The organism is Telluria sp. LT2P80, from assembly GCF_059685955.1.
On the sequence record NZ_JCASIO010000001.1, the window covers coordinates 1,251,875 to 1,275,882 of the forward strand.

The window sequence follows — 24,008 nt, forward strand, 5'->3', positions numbered from 1 at the left end:
CCACCACGATCAGACAGTTATATTCATTGCCATACCCCGAGATGCGTCTTCAGCGCATCCCGGCCTCCCACGCTCAAGGAAACGCATGGTACTCGGACCACCGAAGGACGACACGCTCAAGAAAGACCTCGATGTGCAAGGAGGCGGCCAGAGCCGCGGCGTACCGGCCGCCGGCCAGGTCGAGGGCAACGCCGTCAACCCGATGGGCCCTACCGAGGACAATCCCGGTGTGAATCACTGGCAAGCCAGCTATATCGAGCACGGCGGCCTGGACGAGCGCGGCAACATCTTCTTTGCCGCCGTGGAAATGACCCGCATGCCGATGCTGATCACCGACCCGCGCCAGCCAAACAACCCGATCGTGTTCGCCAACGGCGCGTTCGAAGACCTGACCGGCTACAAGCAGGAAGATATCCTCGGGCGCAATTGCCGCTTCCTGCAGGGCCCCGATACTGACCGCAGCACCGTGGCCGAGCTGCGCCAGGCTGTCGCTGAAGCACGCGCCGTGGCGGTCGACCTGCTGAACTACAAAGCCGACGGCACGCCGTTCTGGAATGCGCTGTTCTTCGGTCCGATCTTCGACAAGGAAGGACAGCTGCTGTTTTTCTTCGCCTCGCAGATGGACATCACCGAGCGCCGCACGACGCAGGAATCGTTCCTGCAGGCGCAAAAGATGGAAGCGATCGGCCAGCTGTCGGCCGGCATGGCGCACGATTTCAACAACCTGCTGCAAGTCATCAACGGCAACCTGGACGTGGCGCTGCTGGGCACCGAACGCCAGCACAAGGCGCTCGAGCCGATCCGCCGCGCCCAGCGCGCGACCATGCAGGCGGCCAAGCTCACCCAGCAACTGCTGACCTTTGCACGCAAGCAGCGGCTCGAGCCGAAGCGCCTGAGCCTGAACAGCCTCGTGGTCGAATTTTCCGACATGCTGGTGCGCACGCTGGGCGACAAGATCAACTTGCAGCTCGACCTCAAGCCAGGCTTGCCGGCCTGCACGATCGACCCGACCTATCTCGAAATGGCGCTGCTCAACGTGGTGCTCAATGCGCGCGATGCGATGCCGGGTGGTGGCGGCGTGAAGGTTGGCACCACGGTGCTGTCCGAAGAGCGGCGCCGCCAGCTGGGCCTGCGCGCCGGCGACTATGTCTGCATCTGCGTGGTCGACGAAGGCCAGGGCATGACGCCCGACGTACGGCGCCGCGCGACCGAGCCGTTCTTCACCACCAAGGGGCCGGGTACGGGCCTGGGCCTGGCGATGGTGCACGGTTTCGTGCAGCAGTCGCATGGCCGGCTGGACATCGACAGCGAACCGGGGCGCGGCACGCAGGTGCGCATGATTTTCCGGGTGGCCGATCAGGCTGACGCTGATGCGGACTCTGGCGCCACGGCGCAGGGTCCGAACGCCGATGGCAAGCGGCGCTGCCGCATCCTGGTGGTCGAAGACAATATCGACGTGCGCGAACTGGCCGAGGCGATGCTGCAGATGGCGGAGTACGACGTGGTGGCCGCGCCCAGCGGCGAGCGCGCGCTGGAGATCCTCGATGCCGACCAGGGGTTCGACCTGCTGTTTACCGATGTGATCATGCCGGGCGGGATGAATGGACTGGAACTGATCGAGCGCGTGCACGCCCGGCTGCCCGAGATGCCGGTGCTGGTCACGACCGGCTATATGGAACAGTTGCCGGGCGCCGACCTGCGCAGCGACGGCCTGAACGTGCTGGCCAAACCGTACCAGCATCAGGACTTGCTCGACCGGATCAAGGCGGCGTTGAAGCGCGCGCCCTGAAGTCGGTTTGAACGCGTGGACGGGAAACCCGTCCGTGCGAACCAATGATTACTTCGGCCCGCCGCCCAGCAGGAATGCTAGCTTCTGCTTGCCCGGCTTGGCCGGTGCGTTGACCGGATCCGGATCCTTGCGCGGGCTGCTGGTTGGCTCGTAGGGCTTCAGGAACCACGGGTCGACGCGCTCGCGGCGCGAACCCGGACCGGGTCCGGTGCGCGGCGTGCGTGGCGCGCCACGGCCGGCTTCGGCGTCGCGGCGCGGGCCGCGTTCGGTATCGCGTGGTGCTGCCGCGTCACGGCTGCCATCGCGCACGAATTCGCGGCTGGCGTCGCGCGGTGGACGGCCAGACTCGCGGCCAAATTCACGGGGAGATTCGCGGCCACCGGCTGCATCACGCCCACGGCTGGCCGGCGCGACAAACCCGTCGAGCGTGCCGCGCGTGATCGTCTGCTTGATCAGCTTTTCGATGTCGAGCAGCAGGCGCTCGTCTTTTTCGGAATACACCGACAGCGCATCGCCCGAGGCGCCGGCGCGGCCCGTGCGGCCGATCCGGTGCACGTAGTCTTCGGCGTTGTACGGCAGGTCGTAGTTGATCACGGCCGGCAGGTCGGTGATGTCCAGGCCGCGGGCGGCGACGTCGGTCGCGACCAGCACTTCGACACCGCCATCCTTGAACGCATCCAGGGCCGCCATGCGCTCCTGCTGCGTTTTGTCGCCGTGGATCGCCGACGCCTTGATGCCGCGCTTTTCGAGGTGCGTCGACAGGCGCGAGGCGCCGATCTTGGTGTTCGAGAAGATGATCACCTGCTTGAGGTTGCGCGAGCGGATCAGGTGCTCGACGACATCGCTCTTCTGGCCTTCTTCGACCTTGTAGACGATCTGCGTGACCTTGTCGGCGGTGGCATTGCTGCGCGCGACTTCGATGGTCAGCGGATTGTTCAGGAAGGTGTTGGCCAGCTTCTTGATCTCGGGCGAGAACGTGGCCGAGAACATCAGGTTCTGGCGCTGCTTCGGCAGCAGGTTGATGATGCGCTGCAGGTCGGGCAAAAAGCCCATGTCGAGCATGCGGTCGGCTTCGTCCATCACCAGCATCTGTACCTGGCCGAGGCTGACGTTCTTCTGCTCGATATGGTCCAGCAGGCGGCCCGGCGTAGCGATGACGATCTCGACGCCACCGCGCAGGATCTCGGTCTGCGGCTTCATGTCCATGCCGCCGAAGACGACGGTGGCGCGCAGCGGCGTGTGCTTGGCGTAGGCCTTGACGTTTTCGGCGACCTGCACCGCCAGTTCGCGGGTCGGCACGAGGATCAGCGCGCGCACCGGGTGGCGCGCCGGCGACATGCTCGGATTGGCATGCTGCATCAGCAGCTGGATGATCGGCAGCGAGAAGCCGGCCGTCTTGCCGGTGCCGGTCTGGGCGGCGCCCATGACGTCACGGCCCTGCAGCACGACAGGAATGGCCTCGGCCTGGATCGGCGTCGGGTGCACATAGCCCTGGTCCGTCAGCGCGCGCAGGATTTCCGGCGCCAGGCCGAAATCGGCAAAGCGCACGACCGGGACGGCGTCGGCAGCGACCAGCACGTCCACGTCTGGCGTGACAGCGACTTCGGTATTGTTCGGGGTATCAGACATAGTTTTTTCGGGAAATCATTCGTTCAGCTCTACGATCGGGCATGTTGACCCATCGCGATCGGCAGTACGCAGCGAGGGGTGACAACGGAAACCGGACGCCGGCGCAAGGCGGCGGGACCGGAAGATTGGCCTGCAAGCGGGCCGGAGAAAGCGGACGTAGAGACACTTTTAGCGGGTGACAAGATACCCGAAATCGGCAACCCTGTATATGCCCGCCACTTTTTTAAGCAGTTTATCAGAAGAAACAGCAGGGAGCGTGCAGCGCGCGGCGGTGCCATCCTCACCGGATCCAGCCGCGTTGCTGGGCGGCGCGTTCGGCGGCCGGGTCAAGTGCATTGCCGGCGATGCGGGCCTCGATGGCGGCGCGCACGGCAGGCGGCGGAATACTGCCGTCGAGCCAGGCGGCGCCGGCCGTGCCCTGGGACAGGACCGGAATCGTCCAACGCCCACGGCGCAGGCAAGCCAGGCCGGCCGTGGTATCGACCACGAAGCTGCGGCAATAGCCGCCATCCTTGGCCACGAACGTGATGCCGATGCGCACACCGCTGTCGGATGGGCCTGGCGTGGCCAGTTGCTCGGCCAGGGCCGTCACCAGTGCGCCGCGCGCGATCAGTACGCCGTTGTCGTGGTCGAGCACGGCCACGCCGGTGCCCTGCCCCAGGTGATGCCAGCCGACCGCGCCCAGTATGGCGCTGCCGAGCAACGCCGCAGCCAGCGTCACCCAGTGCAGGCCGACGACGCGGTTGGGCGCGGGCGCTTGCGGCATCGGCATCGGGCGCCCGGGGCGCAGGCTGTTCAGGTGCACCACCTTGGCACCATGCGGCACCGCGCGCTGTGTGCTGGGGCCGCCATCGTGGCCATTGGCCGAGACCCCGATGCTGCGCCCGTGCCCGCTACGCAGTTCGGCCCGGTGCTGGGCCACGCGCGCGGCCAGGACCGGATCGGCCCGCGCGGCCCGTTCGACCGCCGCACGCGCCGGCTCGGCAAGGTCGCCGTTGATGTACGCAATGAGCAAGTCGTCCGAGAATGTCATGCTGGCTGAACCCCGATGAGCGGCTAGGAAGTGATCAACCCATGTTCGTCGAGGACATCGTGCAGCAGTTCGAGCCGGATCACGGGATTATCAAGCATCAGCATATTGTGCTTTTGCTGGTTGGGCAATGGCAATAGCTCGCACCAGCGATTGGCGACCCAGCCACAGTCGTCCAGCCGGAACGGCGGCTGCACCGGCCAGCGGTGCTGCGGGACTTCGTGCAGCGAATTGAGTACGCGGTCGAGCGCATCGGCTGCGCCCTGCAGCTCGGACGGAATGCGCACGATCTGGTCGTCTTCGGCCAGTTCGGCTTCTGCCACCCACAGCCCGTTGACGCGCTGCTCGGCGGTGACGACGTTGAAACGCGCTCCGCCACGGCACAGCACCTGCAGCAGGCCCGGGGTTTCGGCGGTGGTTTCGGTGACCGAGGCGATGGTACCGGCTGCCACGAAGCGTTCTTGCTGGGCATCGGCTTTGCGGACCTCGTGGCCGCTGGTGAGCAGGACGACGCCGAACGGCGTGCCGTCGACGATGCAACGGCTGATCATGTCGAGGTAGCGCACCTCGAACACCTGCAGCGGCAGCACCCCGTCCGGAAACAGCACCGTACTGAGCGGGAACAGTGGCATGGAAATCGTCGACATGGGTTCATGATGACAGAATCGTCGCCAACGCGGGACACGATTGCCCGGGGCCACGGCTGCTGCGAATTACCCTGCCTCAGAGCCCCCGCCGCAGCCCATCAGTCGTACGGCGAGCGCAGCGGCAGGTAGCGCACCCACTGGCGCAGGCTGCCCAGGCGCCAGACCAGGCGCGCCCAGCCGGGACCGGGTGCCGCCACCACGTGCACGCGCACTACCTTGCCCAGCACCGGTGGACACACGTACTCGAACATGCCTTCGTCACTGAATGGCAGGCGCACATCGCGCCCGGGCGCAATCTTGAGCGGACCGAACACGATCGGCACCCGGTCGCTGTTGCGTAGAAGCAGCACATCCTGCACTCCCCGCGTCAGGCGGATTTCGCCGGGCACGGCCATGCCACTGACCGTCACGCCGGGTGGAAACGCCAATAGCAACTGGTGACTGCCGCCCTTGATCGGCGCCAGCATGCTCCACAACACGGTCAAGCCGAGCGCTGCGGCCAGCACCGTCAATGGCAGATGGCGATGCAAGAATTGCCTCACATCGCACCTACGTACTTACAAGAAAGAAGATTCGGGCTAGAATGTTTCATAAAATAAATTAACAAGGGACGAGCCCGATCGGCAGCTCATTAATAAATTAGCAAAGTTGCGTGCGCCCCGTGAATGCGAGGGTGCGTATCCTGTGGAGACCTTACCGCTCCCACCTACTGCGCCACCACGGCTGCACTACACAAGGACATGCAGCAAACCCCCACCCGCCCCCCTGCCTCACCGCCGCCGCCCACCGCCGGCCACGCGCCACTATTGATGGCGCTGCTGGTGCTCGTGATCACGCTGCTGGTGACCTGGGCGGCCTGGTCGAGCGCGCAACGCAACGCCGAGGCGCAGCTGCGCGAAGCCTTCGATTATCGCACCCGCGCGATGACCTACAACATCAGCCGGCGCATGCTCGTCTACGAGCAGGTACTGCAAAGCGCACGCGGCTTCCTGCGCGGCTCGGTCGACCTGCCGCGCGCCGTGTTCGGCGAGTATTACCAGAGCCTGGACCTGGTCCAGAATTTCCCCGGCATCGGCGCGCTCGGCATCGCCACCCGGCTGGCGCCCGGCGACGTGGCGGCGCACGAGGCACAGGTGCGCGCCGACGGCTTTCCCGATTACCGCGTACAGCCGGTGCCAGCCGATCCGGCCGGCGGGACGGTGCTTGCGGTGATCTCGCACATCGAGCCGTTCAATGCGCGCAACCTGCGTGCATTCGGTTTCGACATGGCCAGCGAACCGGCGCGCCGCGCGGCGCTGCTGGCAGCGCGCGACAGCGGCCAGGCGACCCTGAGCGGCAAGGTGGTACTGGTGCAGGAAGACGATGGCAGCGCCGAGTCGGGCGTGCTGATGTACCTGCCCGTGTATCGCACGGGCCGCCTGATCGACGACGTCGCGCAGCGCCGCGCCGCGCTGACCGGCTGGATCTACGCGCCGTTTCGCGTGAATGACCTGATGCGCCGGGTGGGCGGCGTCAGTGCGCCCGAACTCGATGTCACCATCCACGATGGCGACACCCTCTCACCGGCCACGCTGCTGTACCAGTCGGCCAATGTGTCCACGCACACGGCGCCGCGCCTTTCCACGACCACGCGGATGATGATCGCGGGCCGTGTCTGGACCGTGCGGATGGGCTCCGGCGCCGCGCTGGACGCCACGCTCGACACCGCCCGCCCGCGCATGATCGCCATCGCCGGCATCGTGCTCGGCGCACTGGCCAGCCTGATCGTCTGGCTACTGGCCAGCTCGCGCCGGCGCGCGCTGGAACTGGCGCACGCGATGACGCTCGAACTGCGCGAATCGCACGACCGCATCGCCGCCGACGGCCGCCGTACCCGCGTGATCCTCGAAACCGCCTACGACGGCTTCGTCGCGCTCGACCGCCAGGGGCGCGTGACCGACTGGAACGCGCAGGCGTCGCAGATCTTCGGCATGGAAGCCGAAGACGCCATCGGCCGTCCAGCCGAAGAATTGCTGCCCGCCGAGGGCCATGCGGCCTTCCGCAACGCGTTCGACGCCTTCGCCAGGAGTGGCGTGGGCCCGCTGCCGGGCCAGCCGGCCGAGACCGAGGTGCTGCACACGAGCGGCCGGCGCGTGCCGGTCGAACTGGCGGTGGCGCTGTTGCCGCCGTCGGACGGCGCCGGCGCCACGGTGTTCGTGCGCGACATCACGTCGCGCCGGGCCGCCGAGGAACGCGAGCTGCAGCGCCAGGCGCGCCTGGTCGAAGCGCGGATGGCGCTGCACCGCGCGCAAAAGCTCGAAGCGGTCGGCAAGCTGACCGGCGGCGTGGCGCACGACTTCAACAACATCCTGCACATCATCAGCGCCAACGTGCAGCTGATGCTGCGCGCCGATGGTCCGCCCACGCGCAAGCGCCTGCACAACGTGCTCGATGCAGTCGATCGCGGCTCGAAGCTGGCCGGCCAGCTGCTCGCGTTCGCGCGGCGCCAGCCGCTGCACCCGAGCGTGGTCAACGTGGCCGAGCTGCTCGACCGCAGCGACAGCCTGCTGCAGCGCGCCGCCAGCGACGCCGTCACGCTCGAGCGCAGCAGCGCGCCCGACCTGTGGCCGACGCTGGTCGACCCGAACCAGCTCGAGCACGTGCTGCTCAACCTGATCATCAATGCACGCGATGCGATGGACGGCGGTGGCCACATCGCGCTGCGGCTGGCAAACGTGACGATCGACGCCGCAGCCAGCCAGCTCGATCCCGAGCTGGCGCCGGGCGACTATGTGATGATCACGGTGGCCGACACGGGCCACGGCATGCCGCCCGAGGTCATGGAACACGCGTTCGAGCCGTTCTTCACGACCAAGCCAGAAGGCAAAGGGACGGGGCTGGGACTGTCGATGGCGCACGGCTTCGTGCGCCAGAGCGGCGGGCAGATCCGGCTGGCGAGCAAGCCGGACGCCGGCACCACGGTAACGATTTACCTGCCGCGCCATACGGCGCATGTGCTGCCGACGCTGGCTGCGCCGGACATGGGGGCGCTGCTGTGATGCCGGCGGGCGGCTGTTAGCCGACGCGGGTGCGGTAGCTGCCCGAGATCCGGTTGCGCCCATGTGCCTTGGCGTCGTACATCGCCAGGTCGGCGCAGTGCAGCAGCGCTTCGGCATCGTCGCCGCAATCGGGATACAAGGCGTAACCGAGGCTGCCGGAAATATTCAGTTCGCGCGGGCCGTCGATGAACGGTTGCTCCAGGCAGGCCAGGATGGCGGCGGCCACGCGTTCGGTGTCCCCGGCCTGCGCGCAGCGCGGCAGCAGCACGGCGAATTCGTCGCCGCCCACCCGCGCCAGCGTGTCCGATTCACGCAGCACCCCGCGCACGCGCTCGGCCACCATGCGCAGCAGACGATCGCCCACCGCGTGGCCGTGCGTGTCGTTGACCGGCTTGAACTTGTCGAGATCAAAATAGATCAGGCCCGCCTTGTGGCCGTCGCGCGCCGCGCCCCGGATCGCCTGATGCATGCGGTCGTCGAGCAGCACGCGGTTGGGCAGCTTGGTCAACGGGTCTTCATGCGCCATGCGCCGCATGCGCTCTTCTTCCTGCTTGCGCGCGTCGATGTTCGAGAACGTGCCGACCATGCGCAGCGGCTCATTGCGCTCGCCCCGCTCGGTGACGGTGCCACGCGCCTCGATCCAGCGCCAGCTGCCATCGCGCATGCGGATCCGGTGCACCATCGCGTAGTCGGGTGTCACGCCCTCGATATGGTCGCGCAAGGCCGCGCGCACGGCCCCGAATTCGTCCGGATGCAACAGCTCGGCCAGGCCATTGCTGCCGAACCACGAGACGGTCGCGTGTTCGCTGTCGAGGATGCGCTGCGCACTGGGCGAGAGCAGCGCCGTGCCTTGCGTGATGTCGCAATCCCAGACGCCGTCGCCGGCAGCGTTCAGCGCCAGTTTCCAGCGCGCCTCCGCTGCCGCCAGCGCCCTGAGCGCACGCCGGCGCCGGTCGGCAGCACCGATCGCCGCCCACCCCAGCACGCCCAGCACGAGCGAGACGACCACACCCACATTGCGCATCATCGCGCGTTGCTGGGTGAAGCGCGCTTCGGCGTCGTGCACGGCCTGGCCGACCGTGACCACCAGGCCGTAGTCCGGCAGCTTGTGCCAGGCATAGAAACGGTCGATGCCATCGAGGGAGCTGGTCTTGCGAAACATGCCGCTCGCATCGGCCGCTGCCGTTTGCGGCGGGTTGGCGAGCCTGGTTCCCATGTGGCGATTGCCATCCGTGCGCGAGCTGCGCGCGATGATCGTATTGTCCAGGCGCATGAGGCTCACGGTTGCATCCGGCCCGAGCTCGATGCTGTCATAAAAGCGCAGGAAGTAGGCCGGCGACATCGAGGCAGCAATCACGCCCGTCAGGCGGCCGCCGGCATCACGGATCGGGCGCGTAAACTGGACTGTCCACTGCCCGCCAGCGCGCTGCTTTTCCGGGCGACTGACATACAGCCGGTCACCATCCTGCGTGCGGTGGATGGCGAACTGGCGCACCTCACCCAGCATCATGCCCGGTGGCGCGGCGCCATCATCCGAATACAGCAGCCGCCCCGCAGCATCGGTGACGGTGAACCGGATCGGCATGCGCAGATGGCGCGCGTGTTCGGCCACATCTCGTGCGAAATCGGCCGGATCGCGCTGCCACGTACCGCGCAGCTGGACCAGCGACAAATCGATCAGCCCGACGGTGGCCTTGACCTCTTCCGAAAATGCGCGCGACAGGTTCTGGACATTGTTCTTGCCCCCGGCTTCGGCCAGCTCGGCAAAGCGCGCCTGCTCGACCGCGACCAGGCCCCAGACGACCAGCAGCATCAGCGCAAGGTACAGCAGCAGGTGGCGCAGTACGCGACGCTTGACGTAGCCGCCGAACACGGCCACGGAAGAATGGGACGACATGGGATAAGGCATGGAAGACGGCCGGATCGAGCCAGGCAGCAGGCGGACAACACATGGAATGGATAGCCGGGCGTCAAAACAATTCCTGGTGATGCCAAATAAACGCGCCCGTCGTTGGACTGGACATTATACTGATTTATGCTTTAAAAGTTGCAAAGAGGAATTTAAAGTTGCGTAACAATATACGGTTCAACCACGTTTCATGTGGGGTGAGTTGCAGTCGATGCATGATGGGTAGTCATTTCGACAAGTTTGTTCCGAGGGTGCTAGAGTAGCGCCATGAAAGTTTTCTATAACGTCCTCGGCGTGCTGGCTGTACTGCTGGGCATCCTCGGTATCTTCCTGCCGCTGCTGCCGACGACGCCCTTCCTGCTGCTCGCCTCGGCCTGTTTCGCGCGCGGCTCGGTGCGCCTGCACCGCTGGCTGATCGGGCACCGGGTGTTCGGCAAGTACATCGCCAATTTCGAGGCCGGCCATGGCATCCCGCTCAAGGGCAAGATCGTGGCGACCGTGATGCTGTGGGGCTCGATGGCATGGTCGTCACGCCACTTCGACAGCATCGCGATCCTGATCATGATGGGTGTAATCGGCGCCTGCGTGAGCACGTATATGTGGTGGTATCTGCCGACCCTCAAGCTGCCGTCCACTTCCGCCAAACCCGCCGAACCCGTCGTTTCCCGTACCGAACTGCCGTAAATTCCTGTTTTTTCAACACGTCGTGATCTGCTGCCCGATTTTGTACTATCATTAGTTACATGAAACGCGACAGCAAACTCTCTTCCGTCCTCCACGTGCTGCTGCACCTGGCCCACAGCGACCGCCCGATGACGTCGGAGCAGATGGCCGGCATGCTCGGCACCAATCCGGTACTGGTACGGCGCGTGCTGGCCGGCCTGCGCGAGCGCGGCTACATCAGCTCCGAGCGCGGCCATGGCGGCGGCTGGACCGTGACGTGCGACCTGGCCCAGGTCACGCTGCGCGATGTCTACGATGCCGTCGGCGCGCCCACCGTGTTCGCGATGGGCAACCGCAACGAGCACAGCGAATGCCTCGTCGAGCGCGTCGTGAATGCCTCGCTCGAAAGTGCCTTCGCCGACGCCGAGGCGCTGCTGGTCGAGCGCCTCGGCCAGGTGAGCCTGGCCGACCTGTCGCGCGACTTCAACGGACGTTACGACAATCACCTTCATACGAGGCCAAAGCATGAGCACGACTGAACCGACACCGGCAGCGACAACGCACTATGACGCCATCATCATCGGCGGCAGCTACGCCGGCCTGTCGGCCGCGCTGCAACTGGCGCGCGCACGGCGCCGCATCCTGGTGGTCGACGCGGGCCAGCGCCGCAACCGCTACGCCGCCAATTCGCACGGCTTTCTGACGCGCGACGGCCAGCCGGCCGCCGACATCGCCGCCGAGGGCCGCGCCAACGTCGCCGCCTATCCCAACGTGGACTGGCACGACGGCACGGCAACCTCGGCACGCCAGGATGGTGATGGGTTCGTCGTCGAGCTCGACGGCGCCGGCACCGTGCGCGCTGCGCGCCTCGTGCTGGCCACCGGCGTGCGCGACGACCTGCCGCCCATCGACGGCCTGGCCGAGCGCTGGGGCAAGAGCGTGTTCCACTGCCCGTACTGCCACGGCTACGAACTGAACGAGGGCCGCATCGGCGTGCTGGCCAGCGGCCCGCTGTCGGTGCACCAGGCGCAGATGCTGCCGCACTGGGGTCAGGTGACGTTCTTCACCAACGGCGTGTGTCCGCTCGACGACGCGCAACGGGCCGACCTGCACGCACACGGCGTGGAGGTCGATGAGACGCCGGTGCGCCGCCTGGTGAATGTCGCCACCGTGGTGCTGGAAGACGGGCGCCAGGAAATCATGAGCGGATTGTTCACCTACGGACGCGTGCACATGGCCAGCCCGATCGCGGAGCAACTCGGTTGCGCATTCGAACAGGGGCCGCTGGGGCTATTCATTCGCACGGACGACAGCCGACAGACCACGGTCCCAGCCGTGTTCGCCGCTGGCGACGCCATGCGCGCCGCCAGCACGGTGGCGCTCTCGGTGGCCGATGGTGCCATGGCCGGTGTCGGTGCGCATCGCTCGCTGCTGTTTGGCGTGACGCCGTTTGCGACGCCGATGATGCCTGTCGCGGCATCGGCGCCGCCTGCTGGCACGCGCGAATGAGCTTCTGACCGTTTGCGTTGGCGTGACGGATAATGGCAACGTCACTTCACGGGAACCGCTTATGGAAATCATCGTCCTGGGTACGTCGGCCGGCACGCCGACCCGGCAACGCAATATGTCGGGCCTCGCGCTGCGCCTGCGCGGCGCCAGGCAGTGGGTCCTGATCGACTGCGCCGAAGGCACGCAGCACCGCATCCTGCGCACGCCCCTGTCTGTCATGAGCCTGCGCGCCGTGTTCATCACGCATCTGCACGGCGACCATTGCTACGGCCTGCCGGGACTGCTCGCCAGCGCTGCGATGGCGGGCCGCAGCGACGCGCTGACGGTCGTCGGGCCGCCGCCGCTGCGCGGCATGATCGAGGCCATCATGGTGGCGAGCCAGCTAAGTCTACCCTTCCCGCTCGTCTGGCTGACGCCAGACGACCTGGCTGGTGACCTGGCGGATGCACCGCTCATGCCCGAGCTGGCGGTGGATGCAACGGCGTTGTCACACGGCCTTCCCTGCTGGGCCTATGGATTCACGGAGGCCGCAATGGCGCACCATCTGGACACGGAGAAATTACGTGCGGATGCCGTGCCGGCGTCGCCATTGTGGGGCGATCTACAGAAAGGGCGCGACGTGACGCTGGCCGATGGACGCTTCATCAAGGCGACGGACTACCTGCTGCCGCCACGCAGGGCGCGACGTATCGTCGTCGCCGGCGACAATGATCGGCCAGAGCTGCTGGCCACCGCAGCGCATGGCGCGGACGTGCTGGTGCACGAGGCGACCTATACCGAAGACGTGCTGCAAAAGATCGGGCCGGGCCCGCAACATAGTTCAGCAATGCGGGTGGCGCGCTTTGCCGAAGAAGCAGGCGTGCGCAACCTGGTGCTGACGCATTTCAGTCCGCGTTACCAGGACCGTGGCGCGCTGCCGATGTCACTGCTGGAGGATGAGGCACGCGCGCAGTACAACGGCAATCTGATCCTGGCGCGCGATCTGGATCATTATGTGCTGGACCGCAGCGGCGCCCTGGTGCGCACGGAGCAAGCGCCAGCCGGCGCCAGGGCGGCGCCGTCAACGTCCGACAGGCAACCGCGTTGAATTGACGCCGTATTACGCTGCTTCGCCAAATTCGGTCCTGGCGACCTGCACCCGTTTCATCGCGGTATCCGGATCGATGCCCGCCATGATCAGGTTGACGATTTCCTGCTTGTCCTCCTGCCCGATCCATGCGCATTCCTTGCGGTGCGAGCAGAAATAGGCGTACCACGACACGTCGGCGGGCCGCTCCTTGCGCGGCTTCAGGCGTGCCGACACGGCAGCGCGTGTGGTCTTGGCATAGTCGACAAGCTGCGCGTCGATGGCAGACCAGTCGAACGCGGCGACGGCGTGGCGGTCAGCGTCCCAGTCGCCCTGATACTGCGCAGGCGGCCGCATCGTTGTTGGGCCGACGGCAAGGGCCGCGAGGTTGGGCAAGCCATGGGCCACGCAGAATGCCTCGACAAACCGGAGCTTTGCACCGATGCCGACAGCGACTGCGCGGTCGAGAATCAGGTCTTTGGGGTGCAGAAGCCGGGCCAGCCTGAGCAAGTCCTTATAAGTGACGGGCGTGCCTTTGGCGGCGCCTGCGTGGTGCCTCAACGCATCGACCAGGCGCACGCCGACGTCGATATCATTGTGCGTATGCTGTGTATCTGCGGCGGTATGAATAACCATGCGAATCTTGTCAGAAGAATCTGGCCGTGGGCCCAATCCGTCATTATGCATGGCTTTGCACGCCCGATGAATGGTGCTCGACCAGATTCCACGCCCCGCGTCCTGGGCCTCGCGGCAAGCGGATATGGCATATGAATGTTTCGCAGAACGCTGTGCGCCATGATTTCGCCCTACAATGGGACGGATAACGTTCTGACAAACAGCACTCATGCCGATGAAGGCTGCAGGCGTCTTGCCTGGGAGGCCGACCATGATGTATGAATTCCTGTCCAACAATGCCGACAATCTGATCGAGCGTTGTATCGACAAGGTGAACAAGCGCCCTCAACGGAACGCATCCAGAGAGCAACTGCGCACTGGCATACCCATGTTTTTGGAGCAGCTGACAAAAACGCTGCATGCAGAAGAAAAGATCGACACAGCGGCTGCGATGGCCATCTCCGGCGCATCTGGCGGTGAGAGAAAGGACGCATCGGAAATGGGTGCGACGGCTGCCGCGCATGGCGCCGCATTGCTGGCGCTGGATTACACGGTGGACCAGGTAGTGCACGATTATGGTGACTTGTGCCAGGCGATCACGGACCTGGCCATCGAGCGCGACGCACCGTTTTCAGCGAATGAATTTCGGACCCTCAACCGCTGCCTGGACAACGCGATCGCCAGTGCAGTCACCGAATTCTCATTCCAACGCGACTGTGCCGTCTCTGATCGCCACGCTTCCGAAACCAACGAGCGCCTTGGTTTTCTGATGCACGAGCTGCGCAATTCACTGAGCGTGGCCACCATGGCGGTCGCGGCGATGGAAGCTGGCCAGCTGTCCATATCGGGCGCCACCGGTGCCTTGCTCAAACGTGGACACGCGGCGATGCAGCGCCTGATCAACCTGTCCCTGGAAGATGTGCGAGCCGAGGGCGCCGCGGCGGGGCCGAAAAACATTTTCTCGCTTGCCGATTTCATTCACGAAGCACGTGATTCGGCGCAACTTGACGCCGACAAGCGAGGCTCGGCGCTCGTGGTCGCTGACGTCGACAAGCTGCTGGCCATCCAGGGCGACCGGGATCTGTTGCTCGCCGCGCTGGCCAATCTGCTCAATAACGCGCTGAAGTTTACGTGCGCGCATACCGCCGTCTCACTGACAGCGTATGCGGAAGGACAACGTGTTCTGATCGTTGTGCAGGACCACTGCGGTGGCTTGCCAGCGGGGAATGCAGAGAAAATGTTTTCACCGTTCACGCAACGTGGCGATGATCGCTCGGGGCTTGGCCTGGGCTTGTCGATTGCGCGCCAGAGCATCTCGCGTAATGGTGGTCAGCTGTCAGTGAAGGATTTCCCGGGCGTGGGCTGTGCTTTTACAATGAATTTGCCTCGCTATCGCGCGCCTGACGGGTCCTCACCGGCTGACAATACGCATTGAACAGCGAGCCCTGCATCTTCGTGGCCACACCTTGGAGGACAGGAATCCTTGGTTATATGATACCGTTTCCGGGTTGATCGAAAGTAGCTGACCGTTCGCGCGAAATACGTCGTTGAGCGCACTTCATGATCAGCCTGTTATTCGTGCCGTTCATCTCGTTACAGGAGCATGCATTGATCACCAGCTCACTACCCTCGCTCGCAGCCGGCGTCCTCGCGGCCCTGCTTGCCGGACCAGTCCTGGCGCAAGGAGAAAAAGTGTCATCCGCTGTCGAGCTGGCACGCCAGGCAGACCGGCTCAAGCCCGGCCAATGGGTATGGGCGCCGCAGATTTCGCCGCAGGGGCCGCTGCTGGTCTTCGTCGACCTGTCGAAACAGCTCGCCACTGTCTACCGCAACGGCGTGCGGATCGGCGTGAGCACCGTCTCCACCGGCAAACCCGGGCACGAGACGCCAACCGGCGTATTCACCATCCTGCAAAAGGATGCGAAACACCGTTCCAGCAAGTACAACAACGCACCGATGCCGTTCCAGCAGCGCCTGACCTGGGACGGTGTCGCGCTGCATGCCGGTGGACTCCCGGGCTACCCGGAAAGCCATGGCTGCGTGCATCTTCCCTTCGCCTTTGCCAAGGCACTGTTCGAGACGACCGGGCATGCCACGACCGTCATCATCGCCGGCAATGCAGCCCATCCCGTCAGCACCGGGTCGGGTGACGTGCTGGCGCCGTCGGATGCGGACGTGCCGGACACCGGCTTCTGGAATCCGGAACGGTCCGCATCGGGGCCGGTGACCATCGTGATGTCGCGCAGCGACCAGGCGCTGATCGTGTTGCGCAACGGGGTCGAGATCGGCCGCTCGCCAATCTCGCTGGATCAGGGCAACGATGCCACCCATGTCCTGACGCTGACTGAAGATGCCGATGGCCAGCCAGCCTGGGTCTTTGCCGGCGTCTCGGGCCATGAGGACGAAGCCGGCCGCGTCGTCGACGAAGCCACCCGCAACCTGGTGCGCATTCCGCGCGAATTCCATGAACAGGTGGCGCAGATCCTGCGCCCTGGCACCACCTTGCTGGTGACCCAGGCGCCGCTCAGGAGCGGCAACCCGGGTACGGGTCTCACGGTGCTGAGCAGCAGCCCCTAGCAGGTCAGAAGCGGCGGTGTCCGCTGTCCATTTCGCAGCGGCCGTTGAAGGCGATCATACCTTCGACGGTGATCGCGCCGCTGCGGCGATCGATGTTCAGGGTCGGCCGGTTCAATGCATTCAGGCGGAAGCGACCGCGAATCTCGTTGTGACCGACGAGCAGCTCATCGATATCCCACCAGCCATCGCTGCCGCCTGAATTCATCGGCGGGATCAGCTGCTTTGGGATGCGGATGCGGCCCCGATCGTCATGGATCGAAATATTCACGGTCGTGTCGAAGTCATGCTTGCCGGCGACCACTTCCGACTTTTGCTCATACTTGTGGGTGGACGAATTCCACTCCACCCCCGACCGGTTTTCGTACCGGGTGTTCTCGGCCTGGCCGAAGCACGACAGCTGGATGTCTTCGCCACCGTAACGGCGGTCATCGTTCTGACGCGTGTCGTCCGACCGTGGACGGTCATACCGTTCGTACTGCTGGGCACTGGCCGACATTGCGACCAACAGCATGGCAAGAGGAAGGATTTTCATGACTGGCTCCTGTGAATGTTGTTGAATAACAGACTTACATAACTACCGGTTCCGCAGCAGCGCCGTGCAGGTTCACATCGAACTTGCGGCGCGCAACGGCGATGCCTTCTGCCTGCAGCGCCGAATGGATCCGCGTCAGCAAGGCGTTACGGACGGCGCCCCAGCTACCCGGATCCTCGGTCCACACACTGACAACGAACCTGAGCCCGCCATCGCCGTATTCGGTCAGCATCACCCTGGGCGGTGGTTCGGTGGACAGGCCGGCGGTCGCATCCACCTGCGCGCTCAGGATCGTGAGCACGCGGTCCGGATCGGCGTCGTCGGCCACACCGATCGTGATCTCGAAGCGCCTGGTGCGGTCGTACATCGTCCAGTTCGTGAGACTCCCGTTCAGGAGCAGGCCATTGGGGATGACCGTATCGGCGCCATCGGCCGTGCGGATGGTGGTCGAGCGCAGGCTGATCTCGCGCACGGTGCCAGAGACGCCGGCCGCATCGACCGTGTCACCGGGCTGGATCGGGCGCTCGAACATCAGCACGAGCCCGGAGACGAAGTTGTTGACGATATTCTGCAGACCGAACCCGATGCCCACGCCGAGTGCGCCAAACACGATGGCCAATTGTCCGAGTGCCACGCCGGCGGCCGACAACGCAATCAAAAAGCCCGCCAGCAAGACGGCGTAGTAGCTCAGCGTGGCGATACTGCTGCCCACCCCGCGTGCCAGATGACGGTGGCCTGGCAATTCCTCGCGCAACACGCGGCGCACGGCGCGCGCGGTCCAGTAGGCCAGCCAGGATGACACGGCAAAGGTGAGCACTTCGCCCAGGTGCACCGAGATTTCTCCGACTTCGATGCCAAGGCCCAGGATGGTGCTCAGCGCGCTGCGCGCGGGACGCAGCAGGCGGAAGCGGTCGAGGCTGTACAGCAGCCATCCGCAGGCCGCCGCCAGCAGGAGCACGTTGACCAGCGATGTCCGCAGGTCGGCATAATTGCCGGCGCCGGTCTGACCGCGCCGGGCCGCGCGGCCTGCCAGCGCCGCGCGCGCCATGTCGCGGCACACGATCGCGCAGGCATACAGCAGGATCGCCATATAGGCGCTGTCGATGATGCCGCTGGTGAGCATCTCGGCCAGCGTCACGTTGCCCACGATATTGCCGACGACGGCGATGGCCAGCAAGCCGGCAACCGTCCACGCGAGCGGCCGCACGAATACCCGTGCACGCGACGCCAGAGCAGCCTGCGGCGCACGCTCCGGCATTGGCGTCGCCAGGCGGATCGCATGCCAGGCCAGCACCAGCGCCAGCCCATCCAGCACGAGCAGCAACGCGCGATACAGGCTGCTGTCGGCGCTTGCCAGCACACCGAGCCGGTCGACCGCGTACAGCAATACCGCCGCGAACGGCCATACGGCCGAGGTTCCCCGGCGCCGCTTCGGCAGCAAACGCAACACCGGGATGAGCGCCGCCATCAGAGCGATCTCGTGCACAAGCATGGGGGCATCGGGCTCCAGCACCAGAACCCCGACCATCGACAGCAGGATCCACGTCGAAACAGGCCGGTGCAAGGCGTGGCGTGTGGTGACGGTGGTTGCGGTGGCCGTGCGCCGGTTGCGCATGTTCAGCCAGACCAGCAGGATCAGCAAGAGCACTTGCACCAGCAGCAGCGCGTGCTGGTTGTCCGTGCCGGCAGCCTGATAGTCGATGGCGAACTGGCGTTCGATCAGCACGCCGCGCTCGATGGCGGCCCACATTTCGTGGCGCCCTCCGGCTGCGTCGAAAGCATGCCAGATCGGCGGCGAGTCGATCCGTAGCAGACGCTCGTCGACCTCGGCAATGACGAGCGCCATGCGGTTGCGCTCGGCCTCGAGGCGCGTCCTGAGTTCTCCGCTGCGCTGCATCAGCATCAGCTGGTCGCGCAGCACGTCACCCAGCCGGGCTTCGGCATCCGCGATGCCTGACAGGATGACCTCGACCCGTTCGGACAGCACGACCGGCAGTGCGCCGCTGGCCGCCGCAGCGCGTGTCGCCGTCCAGGCGGCGCGGCTGTGCGCCAGTTGCACGGCCAGCTCATCGTACGGTGTGAACACGCGGCGTGCCTGCTGGTCCCAGGCGGCCAGCCGCCGCGCATTGAAATCGAGATGGCGTGCGAGGCTCTCCAGCCGCATCACCGGCAAGCCGCGCAGCTGGACACCCATGATGTTATTGGTTCTGGCGTCCACCGCCGCCGCGATGGCGTCGAGCACACGGGCCTGGCCGCGTGTCACCTCCGTATTCGCCGCCAGTTGCCTTGCCAGCTCGACCCTGCGCTGCTCGGCATCGGCCCGAAACAGCAGGTCCTGGACCGGGATGGCCGAGACGCTGGCCCCGGTTGGCGCCGGGTCAGGCTTGGGGGCGCCGGGAAACGCCTGGCTCGCGTTCCCGGTGCAATGCATGATTGCCATCACCAGAAAGCAAAACAGGGTACGGCTTAGGCTCGAGAAACAGGCAGTCCGCATGCAGGTACCGGATTTCAAAAACGGGTATAGACGAAATGGGTAAAGAATATTATTCTCAAGACAACCTTATACGTAGTTCAATTGCCGCTAGCAACATTTTTTTCAAGCGAACGATGACGGGAGGAATACCATGCGCGTGACTTCAGCGATCCTGACAACCTGTCTTGCTCTCACTGCATGCGCAGGTGCACCACCACCGGCTACGCTCGACGGGACAGCGTGGCGCCTGGCGATGTTCCAGTCCAACGACGACGCAACGGGCACGCTTCGCCCGGCCAACGCCGACAGCTTCACGATGGCGTTCGGCAAGGACGGCCAGGTAGCGGCAAAACTCGACTGCAATCGCGGCACCGGACCATGGCGTGCCGAGCCAGCCGCCGGCAGCAGCAGTGGCAGCGGCAGCGGCAGCGGCAGTATCACCATTGGCCCGCTGGCCACGATGCGCATGATGTGCCCTCCCGATCCGGTCGGTGACCGGCTGGCGCGCGATGTCGACACGCTGCGCTCCTACCGTCTGAAGGACGGCCGCCTGTACCTGATGTTGCCGGCCGACGCCGGCGTCTATGTCTGGGACCGCGTGGCGCCATGAGCGTTCCTGCCGCAGGCCCATCCGCAATGCGTGCACCATTGCAGCTGAACCCGGTACGCGCGTTGCTGATCATGGTGGTGTGGGTCGCGCTGACCATCGGCATCGGCTACGCCGTCGGCGACGGCGAGAAACACCCCCTCGCGTACGCAGCGTCCAATCAGATCGGCTGGCCCTGGCTGGCCGCGGCAGCCTTCGCAGGTATCGTGGCCTGGCTTGCCGGCGCCGACGCGATGGGCCTGCGTCGCCCTTCGCCTGCCTCATCCATCAAGCTCGTCTGGCTGCCGCTGGCCTACGTCGTCATCATGCTGACGGTCGATGCGCTGCTCGGCCTGCCGTCGCCGGGCGTGATAGCCATTCTGGCGCTGAACATGCTGTTCGTCGGCCTGTCCGAAGAACTCATGTTTCGCAGCATCGTGTTTCGGGGCCTTCTCGCACGATTCAGTATCTGGCCTGCCATCCTGCTCACGTCATTCCTGTTCGGCATCGTGCACTCGCTCAATGTCTTCACGACTGGACAACTGGACCAGGCAGTGCTGCAATCGGCTGCCGCAGGCATGCAGGGGCTGGCCTATCTGGCCATCCGCATCCGTACCCGCTCGGTGTGGCCCATGGTGATCGTCCATGCGCTCTGGGATTTCTCGCTGATACTTTCGGCCACGACGCATCCCGCCGAGGCCGGCGCCGATGCCGGCTGGACATGGACGCCCCTGCTCATCGCGCTGCCCGTGTTCCTGTATGGCCTGTTCTTGTTGCGTCATGTCGGCAAGAATGCTGACGACTGGCGCGACGCCGCCCCCAGTACGAAGGGATTACCATGATGCTGTCAACAGCGCCGCGCGCGGTGCAACAAACAAGCCGGCTGTGGCCAGTTGCGACGCTCCTGTTCGCCCTCGCCGGCTGTGCAACGAAAGAGGCCAGCACACCGCTGCCGGGCACGATTGCACGTGAAGGATTGACGATCCAGCAGTCACTGCCGGCTGACTTGCCGGACGAGAGTTCGCGCCTTCCCGGCAGCCAGTTCGTGCTGATCTCCACCGACAACGTCGCCGGCCTCCTGATGCCCGTGCCATTTGTCGCCGAAGCCGTGGCCGGTGCGCTGAACCAGCACGAGGCCAATGCGCTGGCCAGGCGCTATGCGTCCGTCGATCCGTACGCCATTGTCAGCACGGCGATGCAGGGCAGCCCGCTGCTGCGCTCCGGAAGCAGCGTGGTGCTGCATCCGCTGGCCTTCCTTGTCGATTGCAGCGACGCGCGCTACCGCGTGGCGCTGACAGCGCGCATGGAATCCGGCGCCTGGAAGGGAAGTTACATGGTGCACCTGCCGACGACCTACAAACACGCCACGCTGGTGGCGGGCGGGGCCGACGCGATCGCGCCCATGCGCACGGAGATGGCCGCGGCGGCAGTCATACTCCGCCGGTTGATCGAACAGGATGCCCGCGGCGAACTCACGCGCCCCCTGTACACGGCGGATGTCGGCAGCCTCCACCTGGCCTGTTCGACAGTCAGCGGCGTGCTGTCGGCCAAACTCATCCGCTCGATACACACCGATGTGGTGGAAGAAGGTAGCGACTATGTGGTGGTACGCATGGCCGGCAAGCTGACCGATTCCGGTCCGCTTGGCGGGCTGATGTTTGGCCTGCATTATCTTCGCAAGGACCAGCTCGATACGTTCAGGCGCAACTGACGTATCAGGGATTATTGCCGATCAGGAGATACAAGGCCTGCTGGCCGCCACCGGTGCGGCCTGCGCCAAGATACAGGGGGCCGAGCGGTGTCCCGAACGCCATGTAGAGCGCGTTGCTGCGGACAGTGCGGCTGCCTTCCGGCAGGTCGATGGTGCCGCTCACGCGCCCCAGTTCGGCGGATACGCCGAGATAGACGCCGTCCAGCAAACCCGAATCGGACAAGCGATAGTTGTACGTGAGCCGAGCAAAGCCGAGCTCGCTTCCGAGAAGTTCTCCGGTCCGCAAGCCGGACATGCGCAGGAAACCGCCGGATGCGATCAGTTCAGTAGCTGGCAGCGGTACACGGCCGATCGCGCGCTGGATCTCCACTGCTGCGACCACCGAATGCGGGTCATTGGAAACAGCACTTTTCCCCGAAAAATTTGCCTTGTCGAAGTTTTCATCCGCGCCCAATGCCTTGCGCGAACGCGTCAGCAACAAATTTGCCTGCACGCCCGAGCGGGGAAACGACGGATGGTCGAGCGTGTCCGCGCGCAGGCGCAGCATCAGCGACCCCGTTTGCTGCGGTGCACGCAGGAGCGACGCCGGGATGAAGCTGGTGTCGTTGAGCAGCTTGACTTGTCCGCGCTCGATGCCGAGGCGAACTTCGCCCCACTGCGCCAGCTCCATGCCAAGATCGACACCGATGCCGGCCGACTGGCGGCGATAGCGGGCCAGGCGTTCGCCGTCGGCGTAGATATCGAGCGGCGTGCGCGCACCATGTGCGTAAGCGCTGGCGAAAAACCGCTGCGTTGCCGTCAACGGCTGCAGCCACTCTGTCCGGAGCCGATCCGAATGGCCGATCTCGAGGCTATTGCGCCACTGCGCACCCAGGTCGTTCAGCCAGGTCCGGCGATGGCTTGCCCGCAACGAGAAAAAGGAATTTCCTTCGAAGTCGGTGGACAAGCCAAGACCGAAGCGCAGGAAATGGGGCCCCCAGGACTTTTCTGCCAGAGTCGCGGTCATGCGCTTGCCACCCGTGGGAAGATCGTCGAACGTGTAGGCGACGTGTTCAAAATCCCCGCGTGCGTACAGCCGCCGCATATCGCGCTCGACCGTTGCCGGATCCACCTGCGCCCCTTCCCGGGTTTCCATCATCGCCAGCAGCGCGGGTTCGGACACGTGGCTGGCGCCTTCTATCCGCACCTCGCTGACCACGTCGCAGCATGCCGGCCCGGCATTCACGGAACGGGCCAACCACGCGGCATAGTCGGCGGGTGCCAGCGCCAGCGCACTCAACTTGCCCGCCGCTGCATTGCCCGCCTCCTCGCCGACGGCAATTGCCCGCTCGAGTTGGTCGAAGTTGGCTGCCCGTAGCGCACCCAGCTGGGGCGTGATGAGCACATCGCCGGCACGCAGCTCCTTGAGCGAAACACGAAGATTCGCGGCAGCCAGCATGCGCATGACCTGATCCGACATCGACAAGACGGAGCGCAGCTCGTCACGGCGCAGCAAGGGTGTCCCGATGTTGACGGCGATAATGACGTCAGCGCCAAGCTCGCGCGCAATATCGACCGGGAGGTTGCGCGACATTCCGCCATCCACCAGGAGCCTGCCGTCGATTTCGACCGGACTGATCACAGCCGGTACGGCCATGCTGGCGCGCACCGCCTGGGCAAGACTGCCCTGGCCGAGGACGACCATCTCGCCAGTGGCGGCATCGGTCGCCACGGCACGGAAGCGGATCGGGAGATCGTCGAAAGAGCCGGACGGCTGCCGGCTCGTCAAGCGCCGCAGGACGCCTTCGAGCGCAATGCCGGCAATCGCCCCCCGGGGCAACGACACACCCTGTGCACCCACCCCGATTTCGGGACCGATCAGGCCACTGTCGATCTCGTCTTTGCGGTCGATGGAGGATACCTGCCGGTCTACATCATGGAACAGGCTGGCGGTGTTGAGCGCATGCATTTCGCGCTCGATGTCGGCGATCGGCATGCCGCTCGCGTAGGCTGCCCCCACGATCGCGCCAGCACTGGTGCCGACCACGATATCGACCGGCACGCGCAGCGCTTCCATGACCTTGAGTACGCCGACGTGCGCACCGCCGCGCGCACCGCCACCTGACAGGACCAGCGCGACCGTCGGCCGTTTCGCGAGCGGCTCCTGAGCGGCGAACGATGTGTGCGGCAGGCATGCCCCAGCAAGATACGCAAGCAGCAGGGCCACCATGCACTTCATGTGCTCTCCCGCTGCA

General features: G+C 65.3%; 20 protein-coding genes. 11 read left to right on the forward strand and 9 right to left on the reverse strand.

All coding sequences use genetic code 11. The features are described 5' to 3' along the window. The first annotated feature begins 85 nt into the window (after positions 1–85). On the forward strand, positions 86–1,789 hold the full coding sequence (locus AC56LW_RS05435; protein ID WP_499632464.1) for a PAS domain-containing protein: 1,704 nt from the start codon (positions 86–88) through the stop codon (positions 1,787–1,789). 48 nt (positions 1,790–1,837) lie between these two features. On the opposite strand, the gene AC56LW_RS05440 is transcribed toward AC56LW_RS05435, so the two are convergent. The 4 genes from AC56LW_RS05440 to AC56LW_RS05455 form a co-directional block, all read right to left on the reverse strand. After that, the gene (locus AC56LW_RS05440) at positions 1,838–3,418 is read right to left on the reverse strand and encodes a DEAD/DEAH box helicase (protein WP_499632467.1); all 1,581 of its coding nucleotides are present in this window, start codon (positions 3,416–3,418) and stop codon (positions 1,838–1,840) included. A gap of 280 nt (positions 3,419–3,698) precedes the next feature. Then, positions 3,699–4,451: a hypothetical protein gene (locus AC56LW_RS05445; protein WP_499632470.1), complete on the reverse strand. Its 753-nt coding sequence runs from the start codon at positions 4,449–4,451 to the stop codon at positions 3,699–3,701. Positions 4,452–4,474: 23 nt separating this feature from the next. Further along, positions 4,475–5,095 carry an LON peptidase substrate-binding domain-containing protein gene (locus tag AC56LW_RS05450; protein ID WP_183556392.1) on the reverse strand — a complete coding sequence of 207 codons (621 nt, stop codon included), beginning with the start codon at positions 5,093–5,095 and terminating at the stop codon, positions 4,475–4,477. 98 nt (positions 5,096–5,193) lie between these two features. Next, on the reverse strand, positions 5,194–5,625 hold the full coding sequence (locus AC56LW_RS05455; RefSeq protein ID WP_499632473.1) for a hypothetical protein: 432 nt from the start codon (positions 5,623–5,625) through the stop codon (positions 5,194–5,196). A gap of 210 nt (positions 5,626–5,835) precedes the next feature. Here AC56LW_RS05455 and AC56LW_RS05460 point away from each other — a divergent pair, with 210 nt between their 5' ends. After that, the gene (locus AC56LW_RS05460) at positions 5,836–8,133 is read left to right on the forward strand and encodes a CHASE domain-containing protein (protein WP_499632475.1); all 2,298 of its coding nucleotides are present in this window, start codon (positions 5,836–5,838) and stop codon (positions 8,131–8,133) included. Positions 8,134–8,149: 16 nt separating this feature from the next. Here AC56LW_RS05460 and AC56LW_RS05465 read toward each other — a convergent pair whose 3' ends face one another. Then, positions 8,150–10,030: a bifunctional diguanylate cyclase/phosphodiesterase gene (locus tag AC56LW_RS05465; RefSeq protein WP_499632478.1), complete on the reverse strand. Its 1,881-nt coding sequence runs from the start codon at positions 10,028–10,030 to the stop codon at positions 8,150–8,152. 279 nt (positions 10,031–10,309) lie between these two features. Between AC56LW_RS05465 and AC56LW_RS05470 the strand changes: the two genes are divergently transcribed. From AC56LW_RS05470 to AC56LW_RS05485, 4 genes are all read left to right on the forward strand, one after another. Then, entirely contained in the window at positions 10,310–10,726 is a 417-nt protein-coding gene (locus AC56LW_RS05470; protein WP_499632481.1) for a YbaN family protein, read from the forward strand. A gap of 59 nt (positions 10,727–10,785) precedes the next feature. Next, positions 10,786–11,244: an Rrf2 family transcriptional regulator gene (locus AC56LW_RS05475; RefSeq protein ID WP_499455498.1), complete on the forward strand. Its 459-nt coding sequence runs from the start codon at positions 10,786–10,788 to the stop codon at positions 11,242–11,244. Next, a complete protein-coding gene (locus AC56LW_RS05480) occupies positions 11,231–12,214 on the forward strand; it encodes an NAD(P)/FAD-dependent oxidoreductase (RefSeq protein WP_499632484.1) in 984 nt (327 codons plus the stop codon). Before AC56LW_RS05475 ends, AC56LW_RS05480 begins: the two co-directional genes overlap by 14 nt. 61 nt (positions 12,215–12,275) lie before the next feature. Beyond that, complete coding sequence (locus AC56LW_RS05485; RefSeq protein WP_499632487.1) at positions 12,276–13,301, forward strand: ribonuclease Z; 1,026 nt, start codon at positions 12,276–12,278, stop codon at positions 13,299–13,301. Between the two features lie 12 nt (positions 13,302–13,313). Here AC56LW_RS05485 and AC56LW_RS05490 read toward each other — a convergent pair whose 3' ends face one another. Next, entirely contained in the window at positions 13,314–14,168 is an 855-nt protein-coding gene (locus AC56LW_RS05490; RefSeq protein WP_499632489.1) for a hypothetical protein, read from the reverse strand. On the opposite strand from AC56LW_RS05490, the gene AC56LW_RS05495 reads away from it, so the two are divergent. Both AC56LW_RS05495 and AC56LW_RS05500 read left to right on the forward strand, forming a co-directional pair. Next, entirely contained in the window at positions 14,167–15,330 is a 1,164-nt protein-coding gene (locus tag AC56LW_RS05495) for a sensor histidine kinase (protein WP_499632492.1), read from the forward strand. The two genes, AC56LW_RS05490 and AC56LW_RS05495, sit on opposite strands and share 2 nt — an antisense overlap. A gap of 125 nt (positions 15,331–15,455) precedes the next feature. Then, the gene (locus AC56LW_RS05500; protein WP_499632495.1) at positions 15,456–16,472 is read left to right on the forward strand and encodes a L,D-transpeptidase; all 1,017 of its coding nucleotides are present in this window, start codon (positions 15,456–15,458) and stop codon (positions 16,470–16,472) included. 4 nt (positions 16,473–16,476) lie between these two features. On the opposite strand, the gene AC56LW_RS05505 is transcribed toward AC56LW_RS05500, so the two are convergent. Both AC56LW_RS05505 and AC56LW_RS05510 read right to left on the reverse strand, forming a co-directional pair. Beyond that, positions 16,477–17,004 carry a hypothetical protein gene (locus AC56LW_RS05505; protein ID WP_499632498.1) on the reverse strand — a complete coding sequence of 176 codons (528 nt, stop codon included), beginning with the start codon at positions 17,002–17,004 and terminating at the stop codon, positions 16,477–16,479. Between the two features lie 34 nt (positions 17,005–17,038). Then, complete coding sequence (locus AC56LW_RS05510) at positions 17,039–19,435, reverse strand: mechanosensitive ion channel family protein (protein ID WP_499632501.1); 2,397 nt, start codon at positions 19,433–19,435, stop codon at positions 17,039–17,041. Between the two features lie 193 nt (positions 19,436–19,628). Here AC56LW_RS05510 and AC56LW_RS05515 point away from each other — a divergent pair, with 193 nt between their 5' ends. The 3 genes from AC56LW_RS05515 to AC56LW_RS05525 are packed head-to-tail and all read left to right on the forward strand — an operon-like array spanning position 19,629 to position 21,774. Continuing rightward, positions 19,629–20,087 (forward strand): META domain-containing protein, encoded by a 459-nt coding sequence (locus AC56LW_RS05515; RefSeq protein WP_499632503.1) that lies wholly within the window; start codon positions 19,629–19,631, stop codon positions 20,085–20,087. Positions 20,088–20,113: 26 nt separating this feature from the next. Beyond that, entirely contained in the window at positions 20,114–20,905 is a 792-nt protein-coding gene (locus AC56LW_RS05520) for a CPBP family intramembrane glutamic endopeptidase (protein WP_499632506.1), read from the forward strand. Further along, positions 20,902–21,774 (forward strand): hypothetical protein, encoded by an 873-nt coding sequence (locus tag AC56LW_RS05525; RefSeq protein ID WP_499632509.1) that lies wholly within the window; start codon positions 20,902–20,904, stop codon positions 21,772–21,774. The genes AC56LW_RS05520 and AC56LW_RS05525 overlap by 4 nt, the downstream gene beginning before the upstream one ends. Positions 21,775–21,778: 4 nt before the next feature. On the opposite strand, the gene AC56LW_RS05530 is transcribed toward AC56LW_RS05525, so the two are convergent. Further along, positions 21,779–23,992 carry a patatin-like phospholipase family protein gene (locus tag AC56LW_RS05530; protein WP_499632511.1) on the reverse strand — a complete coding sequence of 738 codons (2,214 nt, stop codon included), beginning with the start codon at positions 23,990–23,992 and terminating at the stop codon, positions 21,779–21,781. Positions 23,993–24,008 lie beyond the last annotated feature (16 nt).